At 75.4% G+C, this 10,731-nt stretch carries 7 protein-coding genes; 5 read left to right on the top strand and 2 right to left on the bottom strand.

The window, feature by feature from the left end; all coding sequences use genetic code 11:
• Window positions 1-79 precede the first annotated feature (79 nt).
• Genes O7623_RS19065 through O7623_RS19055 form a run of 3 tightly spaced genes read left to right on the top strand, consistent with a single transcriptional unit; the run spans window position 80 to window position 6,184 of the window.
• A complete protein-coding gene (locus O7623_RS19065; protein ID WP_282224382.1) occupies window positions 80-577 on the top strand; it encodes a hypothetical protein in 498 nt (165 codons plus the stop codon).
• A complete protein-coding gene (locus O7623_RS19060) occupies window positions 567-3,371 on the top strand; it encodes a LuxR C-terminal-related transcriptional regulator (protein ID WP_282224381.1) in 2,805 nt (934 codons plus the stop codon). Before O7623_RS19065 ends, O7623_RS19060 begins: the two co-directional genes overlap by 11 nt.
• A gap of 17 nt (window positions 3,372-3,388) precedes the next feature.
• Complete coding sequence (locus tag O7623_RS19055) at window positions 3,389-6,184, top strand: AAA family ATPase (protein WP_282224380.1); 2,796 nt, start codon at window positions 3,389-3,391, stop codon at window positions 6,182-6,184.
• On the opposite strand, the gene O7623_RS19050 is transcribed toward O7623_RS19055, so the two are convergent.
• Window positions 6,124-8,607, bottom strand: a complete 2,484-nt coding sequence (locus O7623_RS19050) for a hypothetical protein (protein ID WP_282224379.1) — start codon at window positions 8,605-8,607, stop codon at window positions 6,124-6,126. The genes O7623_RS19055 and O7623_RS19050 overlap by 61 nt on opposite strands.
• A gap of 62 nt (window positions 8,608-8,669) precedes the next feature.
• Window positions 8,670-9,980: a hypothetical protein gene (locus O7623_RS19045; RefSeq protein ID WP_282224378.1), complete on the bottom strand. Its 1,311-nt coding sequence runs from the start codon at window positions 9,978-9,980 to the stop codon at window positions 8,670-8,672.
• Between the two features lie 126 nt (window positions 9,981-10,106).
• On the opposite strand from O7623_RS19045, the gene O7623_RS19040 reads away from it, so the two are divergent.
• Together O7623_RS19040 and O7623_RS19035 are read left to right on the top strand one after the other, a co-directional pair.
• Window positions 10,107-10,388: a hypothetical protein gene (locus tag O7623_RS19040; protein WP_282224377.1), complete on the top strand. Its 282-nt coding sequence runs from the start codon at window positions 10,107-10,109 to the stop codon at window positions 10,386-10,388.
• The gene (locus tag O7623_RS19035) at window positions 10,385-10,720 is read left to right on the top strand and encodes a hypothetical protein (RefSeq protein WP_282224376.1); all 336 of its coding nucleotides are present in this window, start codon (window positions 10,385-10,387) and stop codon (window positions 10,718-10,720) included. The genes O7623_RS19040 and O7623_RS19035 overlap by 4 nt, the downstream gene beginning before the upstream one ends.
• The last annotated feature ends 11 nt before the right edge of the window (window positions 10,721-10,731 follow it).

Here is a 10,731-nt window from a genome sequence, read left to right as displayed (position 1 = left end):
GCCGTGAACGGAACGCACGTGGCGTCCGTTTCAGAGGCGCGACCGGCGATCGGAACCGGACGCGCGGAGGTGAGCACCTGTGGCTGGACTGGACGACTGGCAGGGGCGGTACCGGATGGTGTACGCCGGCGGCGGGCGTCATGTCGTCGCGGACACCCCCGAGCTGCTGCTCGACGTACTGATCGACGGCTACCTGGCGACCCCGCCGGAGCTGCGTCACCAGGCCCGGATCGCCCACGCCGGCGCGATCCGGGGCCGGCTGCAGCAGCGGGTGCTCGCCGCGTTCGGTCCCAGCGGACTGACCCCGGACGAGCAGCAGGCCTTCCTCGCCGACCCGGCGCCGACGCAGGTGCCCCCGGCATGGTCGGCGGACGTCCCGCTGATCCTCGTCGACGCGCACGTCGTAGACGGCCCGCGACCGAAGCGGGCCGCCGGCCGGACCGTCTGGCTGGAGACCGCCGACGACGACGGGTACCTCAGGTCGTTGGCCACGGCCGGCGAAATCCTGCTGATGATCCGGCAGCACCCCGCTGATGACGTAGCGGCAGCCGAAGTGGGGGCCGGCGGTGCTTCGTAAGCAGGTGGTGGGCCGCCAGGTGCAGCTCGACGCTCTCGACGAGGCGTTCCGGCAGGCACCGGAGGGCGGCCGGTTCGCGGTGCTGACCGGGGCGGCGGGCAGTGGACGTACCGCCGTGCTGGCGGCAGCGGCCGACGCCTGGCAGACGGCCGGCGCCGCCGTACTGCGGATGCCGCCGGCACCGCCCGGCGGCGGCACGATCGCCGGGTACGCCGCGCTGCTCGACGTCCTGCGTGAGCAGTACGGGCAGCTTGCCAACCCGCTGCTGGCCGGACCGCTGAGCGCCATCGGCGCGCTCTGCGCGCACGCCGACCCACCGTCGCCGGCCCGGCTGGCGGTACTCGCCGAGGAGACCTCCGCCGCGTTCGGGCTGATCGGTCGGAAACTGCCGACCGTGCTGATCGCCGACGACGTCGACGACACCGGCGGGTTCGTCCCAGCGTTGGCCGCCGCGGTACGCGAGAACTGCCTGGTGGTGGCCGCCACCGCCAGTGGCGGCGGCCGGCTGGCCGCTCTCGCCGACCTCGTCGTCGACCTGCCGCCGCTGGACACCACGGCGGTACGCCAGCTGCTGATCCGCCGGCACGGCGTACCGGTCGACGAGTCCGCGCTGGTGGCGCTGAGCTCGGCGCTCGGTCCGCTGGCCGGCAACCCCGCGACGGTGCTGGAGACCGCCGCCACGTTGGTGCAGACCGGCCGGCTCGTCGTCGTCGGCGGACACCTGTGCCTGCTGGATCCGCAGGCACCGATCCCCCTGCCGGTCGGTCACCGGACATCGACGGCAGCCCGGCGGCGCGGCGTGACGGCCGTACGCCTGGCCACGATGGCCGCCATCACCCGCTTCCACGTCGACGACCTGCCGCTGTTCGCCGCCGCGACGCGCGACCGCGTCGACGTCGCCGGTCCCGTCCTCGACGGACTGGTCGCCGACGGGGTGCTGGTGTTGGGGCCCGACGACGTGGTCCGCCCGATGTGTCCGGCGCTCGCCGCCAGGCTGGTCGCCGACGCTGGAACCGGGGCGGTGAACCGGCTGCACCGGGCGTACGCGGCAGCGATGTTCCGCCGGTCCGGTTCCGGCCTACCGGCCGACCGGGCGACTCTCGCCGATCACGTCACGTCGGCCGGCGGCACTCTGCCGACCGATCGCCGGACCGCGCTCGCGCTGGTCGACACGGCGGCCGAGGCGATGGACCGGGAGCCGGACCGGGCCGCCGACTGGCTGGACGCCGCGTTACGGCACAGCGGCGGCGGACCGGCCGGCGAGGAGATCCTTGCCCGGCTGCTGCGGTTGCTGGTGCGTACCGGCCGGTTCACCCGCCTCGGGGAGGTGGTGCGGGCGGTGCCGGGCGGCGACCACGCCGACCTGGCGGCGGCCGGGGCGCTCGCCGCGCTGCACACCGGAGTGCCGGTCACCGAGGTGCTCCACCGGCCGCCGGACGGGGCGGTAGCGGCCCTGGTGGACCGGTGGTTCGCCGCGTCGACCGCCGTCGCCGGACCGTCGACGTGCGCGCCGCCGGGTACGGCGGACACCGTCCTGCCGCCGCCGGGTACGGCGGACACCGTCCTGCCGCCGCTGGTCAGCGATGCCGAGTTCGGTCTCGTCGCCCGGGCGCTGGGCGCCGGCACGGTTGCGGCGACCGGTCCCGACACCGTCGACCAACTGCTCGTCGCCGGTGGGGCAGGCGACCTGGTCCGGGTGTTCCACCTGGTGCTGGGCGCCGGGCGGTACCGGGTGCCCGGCGACGGGCCGCTCGCCGCGTACCACCGGCTGGTGGCCGACCGGGCGCGGGGTGACCTGCCCGGTGTCGTGTCCGCAGCACGCCAGGTCGGGTTGACCGCCGGCCAGGCACCGGTGCCGCGCCGGCTGGCCCGGTTGTGGGCGGCCGAGTCGCTGGCCCTGCGGGGTCGGGCTGCCGAGGCCGCGACCTGGCTGGCCTCCGTCCCCGACGATCCGCCGTACGCGGCGTTGCGCTGGTGGGTGGGCAACGGACTGGCCGGTGAACCCGGCACCAGGGCCGAGGCCGAACGGCACCTCGACGCGGCCGACCGGGCCTGCCGACGGCAGCTGCGGTACGGCAGCAGGATCGGTCTCGACCGCCTGCTCGTCCGGGCAGCCGGGGTTGCTGCCCGGTTCGGCCTGGCAGCGCGGGGTGCCGCGATCGCCGAGTTCGTCGAGTCGGAGCTCGCGGACCACCGGCCACCGCCGACCGCGACCGTGACGCCGACCGCGACCGTGACGCCGACCGCGACCGTGACGCCGACCGCGACCGTGACGCCGACCGCGACCGCGACCACCTCGCCCTGTCTCGGCGGCGTCCTCGACCGGGGTACCCGGGCGATGGTGCGCGCGGTGACGACGGCCGACCCCTGCGCCGTGGCCGAGGCGGTCGAGGCGATCCAGGCCCGGGGCGACCGCGTCGAGTTCGGCTACGCCGCTCTCGACCTCGGCCGGGTCGTCGACGAACCACGCCAGTTGCTGCTCGCCGCGTTGGACGTGGCCGAGGAGATCGACGCGCCGGCACTGCGCGCCGCCGCCAGCGAGGCGATGCGGACCCGTGGGGTCCGCCGGCGGCGGGGCCGGGCGCCCCGGAGCGTGTTGAGCCCGGTCGAGGCGCAGATCATCGAGCTGATCCGGGCCGGCCGCACCAACCGGCAGATCGCCGTCGCGATCCGGATGAGCGAGAAGACCGTCGAGAACTACCTGACCCGCCTGTACACCCGGACCGGCTTCCGGTCCCGGGTCGAGCTCGCGGCGGCGAGCATCACCTCCGACAACCTGGACCTCGCGTCCTGACCGACAGGAGTCGCCCGTTGACGGCAACTGCGGAGCCGGCGGCCACGCCACTGCGGGATCCGGCCCGGCCGGCGGCCGCCGCCCCGACGCTCACCCTGCTCGTCGGCCCGGCCGGGATCGGCCGTACGCATGCGCTGCGCACCCTGCGGCAGGCGGCAGAGGCAGCCGGCGAGTCGGTTCTGGCGCTTCGGCTGGCCACTGAGGACCAGGACGATCCCGGATACCTGGCCGGGCGGGTGCTCGCCGGCCTCGCCCCGCTGCCGGCCCGGCTCGCTGCCGGTCGGGGCCGGGGCACCGTTGACGCGGCGACGGTACTCCTCGCCCGGGCGCTTCGTCGGCACCGGGGCCTGACGATCGTCGTCGACGATGCCCAGTGGGCCGATCCGTTCTCGGCCAGCGCCCTGCTGGCCGCGCTGCACGGCCTCGACGGCAGTCAGGTGCGCTGCGTGGCGGCGGTGCGGTCCGGGGTCGGCACCGGGACCGCCAAGGGCGTGTCCGCCGCGTTCCATCGGCTCCGTGCCGCCGGTCTGGTCCGGATCGTCCCGGTCCGTCGGTGTACGCCGGCCCAGTCCGACGCGTTGGCAACGAAGATCCTGAACGCCACCCCGTACGGCCTGCTGCACGACGAACTACGCCGGCTCAGCCGGGGCCGGCCGGCCGCGTTGCTCGCCGCTGCGCAGGGTTACCAGGGGTCAGCGGCGGTCCGGGTGATGGACCGCCGGGCCTACCTGACCGATCCGGCGGCGAGGCCACGGATCCCCACCGACCACCCGCTGCTGGACCCGGTACGCCGACTGGCCGTCGGTGCCTTCGCCACCGCGCGGGCACTGGCGGTGTTGCAGCCGTTGGGCCCGGCCGTACCGGCGTTGACCGCCCGGGCGACCGGTCGCCCGGTCCGTGAGGTGGACGAGGATCTGGCGGAACTGCGGACGGCCGGTGTCGCGACCGGGAGCCGGCATGGTTGGCGCATCACGGTGCCGGCGGTGGCGGTGGCGCTCACCGCCTGCCTCGGGCCCTACGAGCGGCGGCGGCTGGCCCAGGTGGCGGTCGAGGCGATCTGGTCCGGTGCGGCATCCTGCGCCGACCCCGACTTCCTGCCCGACCAGATCACCGTCGCCGGGCATCTGGTCGATCCGCGGCGGGCGACGGGCGTGCTGCGGGAACGTGCGCAGGCCGTCGAGGCGGCCCGGCCGGCGGCGGCCGCGCGCTGGTGGGCCGGTGCCGCCGCGCTCAGCACGGCATCGCGGGACCGGGTCGAAGCGCTGCTCGCGGAGGCCGCCGCCGCGTTGTACGCCGGCCGTCCCGCAGCGGCACGCCCACCGTTGAGCCGTCTGCTCGGTGCGGAGATCGGCGGGTTGTCCAGCCTGGCCCGACAGGAAGCGGAACTGCTCGAACTGGCCCGCCTCGGGACAGCTGACGATGCGGGTTCCGGGCCGGCCGGTGTTGCCGGCCCGGGGGGCGTTGCCGAGTCCGGGGGTGTCGCCGGGTCAGTGGCTGCCGTCGCGGCCGGCGCGCCGTGGCGTCCCGACGGCCCGTCACCGTTGCCGGTGACCCGGGCCGCCGCCCTGGGTCTGCTGGGTCGTTGGACGGCCGCAGCCGACCTGCTCGCCGCAGCCGGGCCGGGCGGGCCGGACCCGCTGACCGACATGGTCACCGCCCAGGTCACGGCGGTGACCGGCAGCAGGAGGAGGTCGCTGCCCCCGGGTAGCCTGTCGCTGGAGCACCTGTCGCTGGAGCACCTGTCGTCCGGCAGGCGCCCGTCCACATCGGTGATCGGGCCCGGCAGCCGCCGCCGACAGGTGACCGCTGCCCTCGGCCGGTACCGACTCGCCGTGGCCGTCGGTGACCCGGCTGACGCCGCCGCGATCCTCAGCGCGGCCCGGCTGACCCTGGCCGAGCTGCCCATGCCCGAGCGTTGCCTGGCCGACTGGCAGCACGGCCGGTGGACCGCCGCGCTCGACGCGGCGCAGGTCAGCATCGCCGCAGGGGTGGCCCGGACCCGCCTGCCGGCACCGGCATTGGTGCACCGGGCCGGCGCGGAGGTGCTGCTCGGCCGGGGGTGGCCGATGCGGGCCCGCGCGATGCTGGATCCGGTGCGTAACCCGGCCACACCGCTTGGCCACCTGGCGGCGGTCGCTGCGGTCGAGGTGGAACTGGCCCTCGGCGACGCGCCCGCAGCCGCCCGGATCGCGAAGGAGGCCCTCGCCGCCGCCACCCGGTCCGGGGCACTGCTCGGCACGGACGAGCTGTGGCTGGTCACCGCTGAGCTGGCGGCGCTGCGCGGTGACCGCCCGGCCGCGTTGGCAGCGGCGGACGCCGCCGACGCGGCCGCTGCCGCGCTGGGCGGCGCGGCGGCGGCGTTGCGGGCGACCAGCGCCCGTCTCGTCGCCGGCCAGGACCCGGCTCGGGCCGCCGAGGTGGTCGGGCTCGCTCGGGACCTCGGTCGACCGTACGAGCTGGCCCGGACCCTGGAGCGAGTGGTACGGGCGACCGGTCACCAGCCGGAGCTGCTCGCCGAGGCGTACGACCTGTACGGCGGGCTCGGGGCGGTCCTGCACCGGTCCCGGGTGCGGCAGGCGATGCGGGAGCACGGTGTCGCGGTGCCGGGCCGGACGGACGCCCTCACCGAGGGTGAACGGCTGCTTGCCGCGCTGGTCGCCGAGGGACTGTCGAACCGGCAACTCGCCGCAGTCACCCAGAGCAGCGCCAAGAGCGTCGAGGGCCGGTTGTCGCGGCTGTTCACCAGGGCGGGCTACCAGTCGCGGGTGGAGCTGGCCGCAGCGGTGCTGGTCGGCGAGTACCCGGTCGACTGACCGGCGAACGCTGCCGGGTCCGACTCGAACAGGGCGGACAGCGGCAGGTCGACCCGCCGACCCAGCCGCCGCCACCGGTCACCGTCGGCGTACCGGAGCTGGTCGGCCCGGACACGGTCGTACGACGTGGCCGGCAGCACCAGGTCGACCTCGTTCATCAGCAGCTCCGGCAGGCGGTTGCGGACCGACGCGAGGCCGGCCAGCACTGCGGCGCTGGCCCGTACGTCGATCGCCGTACCAGCGGGGATCCGTACCCGGGCCAGCCGACGTCCGGCGCGAACCGCAGGACGCCGCAGCCACGCGTCGAGGGCGTCGCCCACCGCCGGTGCCTCCGGGGCCGCCGGCAGGATCACCCAGGCGCGGGCGCCGCCCGGCCAGCGCACGGCCTCGTCCGGCAGGCCGTCGATGCCGTGCCGGGCGCCGGTGCAGCGCAACAGCGCCGGTTCTGCGGGCAGTCGCACCTGGCGACGTGGCCGGCCGCTGTCGTCCACCCGGTAACCAGCCAGCAGACGGACCTGGTCGAGCCAGGCAGCCGGCAGCAGGAACCGGCCGGCTGCGTCGAACCCGTCGCCCTGTGGAGCGGGTACCCCCACCGGTGCCGCGTCGACCTGGCTCAGGTCGATCGCGCCGCCGGCGCCGACCCCCAGGCAGAGCAGGTACGAACCCGGGTTGGCGGCGGCCACCCGGGTGCCGTCGAGGTCGGCGACCAGGAACAGGCCCGCGGCCGGGATTCCCTCGACCGCAGCGCGGCCGGGCGGACACGGGCTGGACAGCCACAGCCGGATCGGCGTGGCGTTGACCAGCGGATCGTCCGGCACCCAGGGCACGCCGTGTCCGACGTCGGCCCGGCGGGACACGACCACCCGGTGCGGACTCGGCGCGGGCAGCAGCCGGTGCGGCGGTGGTGCGGCGGCGGGGGCGGCCGGCGGTGGTGCGGCGGCGGGGGCGGCCGGCGGTGGTGCGGCGGCGGGGGCGGCCGGCGGTGGTGCCAGGGCGGGGGCGCTCAGCCGGTCGTCCAGCCGGTCGCTCAGCCAGGAGGCTTCCCGACGGGCCGGCAGCAGGCAGCCGTCGTCGGTGTACCACCGGCTACCGATCGGCACGGGTCCCGCCCGGCCGGCCCGGAGCCAGTCGGCGGGCCGCCGCTGTCCGTCGACGGCGCGGGCACACCCGTCGCGTACCTCCACGGACGCGCCCGGGGGCAGCGACCAGAGCTCGACACCGAGGGCGGATTCGAGAACGGTCAGATGCGCGCACAGCCCGTCGGCGGCATCGGGCGGCACCGGGGTGAGCAGCAGCAGATCCTCCCCGGTCCAACCGAGGTTGACCAGCAGGGCGCGCAGTACGGCGCCGGCCACGGCGAGGCAGCTGCCGTCGAGATACGACAGCGCGAGGCGACCGTCGTCCAACAGGGACAGGTCGAGCAGCCTGCTGCCCGGCTGTGCGGTCAGGCCTGCGTACCGCGTACCCAGGGTCGCCGGTGTCGCCCGGCGGGTGCTGACCACCGTCACCGCGCCGAGCGCACCGGCCTGCGGACCGGCGGCCGGCACCAGCCGTCCGTCGAGGTCGGTGGTGAACATCGGTGCCGATATGGCGTGCGGTGGCCGGTACTCCTGCCACCGGGTCACGTTCCCGGCGCGGTCCCGGGCACCGAGATCCCGGCACCCGGGCAGCAGCACCGCCTCGCCGCCGGGGGCCGGCGCCCATACGGTGGCCCCGGTCGTCTCGGCGAGTACGGCGAGTTGTGTCGCGATCCGATGGTGTCCGGTCGGGTCGTCCGGCCAGCGCAGCCACAGGCGGAGGTCGCCGCCGTACAGCGGGATCTGCGCCAGCGCGGCGGCGAGGTCCTGGCCGTCGTGGCCGGCCGGGACCGTCAGCTCGTCGGTCCGGTACGTCGGCAGGTGGAACCCGGTGCCGTCGGTCGCGACCGCGACGGTGACCAGCTCGGGATGTCCGCCGCCGAGCCGGGCCGCCGCCGCCCGACGGGCCACGAAGTCCTCGCTGGCGACGTACTCGACTCCTTCGGGCAGCGGCAGGGTCGCCAACCCGGTCCGGGTCAGCACCTGCCCGTCGACCAGGTCGAACCAGCCGGGCAGCGGGGTCGCCGGACCGGGGGGCTGGATCAGGGCCCAGTCGACGACCCGGCCGCTGTCGCGGTCGACCGGCACGGCGTCGACCACCGCACCGTCGGCTCCACCGGGCAGGTTCACCCACGCGCCGACCGGTGCGACGAGGATGTCGCAGCCGAGCCGGTCAGCGACCTGGCTGAGCAGGGCAGTGTGCCGGGCGCCGTCGTCGACGAGGAGCCGAAGATGCTCACCGGCGGACACCACGGAACGTGCATGGTCGGCCAGCTGCGCTGCGGTGAGCGCGACGTCAGGTGCGTCAGGGTGGGCGAGGCCCCCGTCCGGGGTGGGCGTCAGCACGAGGTCACGCAGACCCGCGACGGCGTGCGGCGGGCCCGGTACTGGCGACGGCCCGGTGTCGGTCACGACGCGCCCGACCGGGGGCCACCACCGGTGGACGGTGGTGTGCCGGCATCGCCGATCCGGATCGACCACCGCGCCGCCGGTGCCAGCCCGACGATCACCGGTACGGTCTGCCGGCCGTCGCGGGCGAGTTGCCGCAGTGGCCCGCGCAACGCCGGGACGTCGGCTGCCGAGCAGACCACCACGCTCATCCGGGTGGTCGACCGGTCCGCAGCGAGGTCCGCCACCTCCGGAACCCACCGGGCGCCGTCGGGCAGGTCGTCGCCGAGGGCGTCCCCGGCGACGACGACGTCGGTCTCCGCGCCCAGTTGTGCGACCAGCGTCGCCGCATGCCGTTCGGCGGCCGCCGGATTGCCGACAACGGTCAGCGCGTCCGGGGCGCGACCGAGGTCCGCCCACAGTCGCAGCCCGTCATGTTCGCCGAGGATGAGCGCCGCCGTCGCCGGCGGCGGCCGTCGGCCGGCGGGCAACCAGCCGTACGCCGAACCCCAGCGGGCGGGTCGTGCGCCGACCAGCCGGACCCGGGCCGGCTGACCGTCGCAGTCGAGCGCGGTGACCAGCGTCGCGAACGGGTGGGACGCGACTGGTGGCAGCATGGTCGCCACGTCGAGGTCCGGCAGCGGTGCCGTGGCCGGACGGGGCACCACGACCGTACGAGCGACCCGGTCGGTGGCCGTGGCGGAGCCCGGGTCCGACTCCACGGCGGACCCGGTGTCCGCGTCGTCGTCTGCGTCTGCGTCGGCACCCGGACCGGTGCCGGGGTCGGTGACCGGCATGGGGTGTGCGCGCCGCCGGATCATCAGGGTGACCTGGGCCCAGATCACCAGGAGCACGGCCAGCACGATCAGCGCGACCCGTAGGCCGGTGCTGGTCCAGTCACCGGAGCCACCGCCCGTCGTACCTGGACCGGCCGCTGCGGCCGGCGACCCGGCGGGCATCGGCAACGCGCCGGTCAGCACGTCCGGACCGGCCGCGTCGGCGGGCAGGATGAGGATCCAACCCGGCTCCACGGTGGTGGCGTCGACCAGCTGGCCGCCGTCCGGCTGAGGCCGACCCTGGTTCAGCAGAAGGATCTCGCGGTACCTGGTGCCGTCGCCGAGGGTCTTGACCGCAATGGCGTACAGGAATTCCCGCTGGCCGTCGACCGGCGGACCGACCACGTAGTACTTACCGGTCTCGGTGGGTGTGCTGCGTGGCGGGATCGGGTCGCCACCGGGTGCCGCCCCCGCCGGGGAGCCGACGAAGACCAGGGTGAGGCAGGTGACGAGCAGGACGAGCGGGCCGCGGTACGTCGAGGGGCGTCGTCTCATCCTGTCGTCGTCCTTCGTCGGGCACTGCGTGGCGGGTGGGGGAGTCGCCGGATTGTGGGCGGTTGCGTGAACCCGAGCGGTTCGCCCGACGTTCACAGGATGTTCTCCCTGAGGATGGAGGCGGTAATGAGCGGGATTACACCGTATAGCCCGGCGGCCGGCAACGTCGCCGACCGATGCCTCGACGTCGCGGCCGACGTCGGCTCACGGCTGGGCCAACTCCGACGTCACCTGGCGAGCCTCGATCGGGTCGGCGTACCGGACCTGCCGGCCGGTCGGCTGCAGGACCTGCTCGCCGGTTACGACGTGTACGTCCGGATGCTGCACGACGCGTTGCACGACATCGCCCGTGACCTGCAGGCGACCCATCGATCCGACGTGGAACTCGTCGGTGGTGACCTGCGATGACCAGCGGCAACCCGATGGACGGGGCGGATACCGCGCCACCTGCGCCGCCAGCGGAGCTGGCTGATCTGGCGCAGGCCATCGACGTGTTGGCCGCCGGCGTCGCCCGACGACTCACTGACCTGCGGCATGAGCTCGAACCTACCCGTGTGCTGTGGACCCGCGGCCGCGTCGATCTCGACCCGGCCGTGGAATGGACGCTCGCGGCGGACGGCATCCTCGGCCCGGACGGCATCCTCGGCCTGATCAGCGAGGCGATCCGTGCGGACTGGCCGGGCTACCCCGGGGCGGGGTGGTCCGATCCGGAACCCGGCGTCGGTGCTGCGCGAACGTAGTGGATAACTTT

It is taken from the genome of Solwaraspora sp. WMMD791, assembly GCF_029581195.1.
Lineage (GTDB): Bacteria > Actinomycetota > Actinomycetes > Mycobacteriales > Micromonosporaceae > Micromonospora_E.
The sequence above is the reverse complement of the archived record's forward strand: the minus strand, read 5'-3'. Positions and strand labels throughout refer to the sequence as shown.

Bases quoted from the DNA above. Each gene is read 5' to 3' on its own strand.
- O7623_RS19045 (WP_282224378.1), bottom strand. From the start codon at position 9,980: ATGAGACGACGCCCCTCGACGTACCGCGGCCCGCTCGTCCTGCTCGTC.
- O7623_RS19040 (WP_282224377.1), top strand. From the start codon at position 10,107: ATGAGCGGGATTACACCGTATAGCCCGGCGGCCGGCAACGTCGCCGAC.
- O7623_RS19035 (WP_282224376.1), top strand. From the start codon at position 10,385: ATGACCAGCGGCAACCCGATGGACGGGGCGGATACCGCGCCACCTGCG.